General features: G+C 65.9%; 1 pseudogene. It reads right to left on the reverse strand.

Annotated features, from left to right (window positions below):
• Window positions 1-255: pseudogene (locus MTX35_RS25580) on the reverse strand (AMP-binding protein); the annotation flags it as partial.

The raw sequence follows: 255 nt of genomic DNA on the forward strand, positions 1-255 counted from the left end.
CCTGAACCGACTCCAACCCCACCGGATCCACCGACGCCAACGCCGCAGGCGTCACGAACGCATGCGTGACCCGCTCCTCGGCCAGCAACGACGCCAACTCCACCCCACCGAACACCAACGGCGGAGCAATCACCATCGTCGCCCCACCCGAAAACGCCAACACGAACTCCAGAATCGACGCATCGAAACTCGGCGACGCGAACGCCAACACCCGAGACGACGGCCCCACACCGAACCGAACCCGCTCCTCGGCAG

The sequence above is a fragment of the Rhodococcus sp. ARC_M12 genome (assembly GCF_022810385.1).
GTDB classification, from domain to species: Bacteria; Actinomycetota; Actinomycetes; order Mycobacteriales; family Mycobacteriaceae; genus Rhodococcoides; species Rhodococcoides navarretei.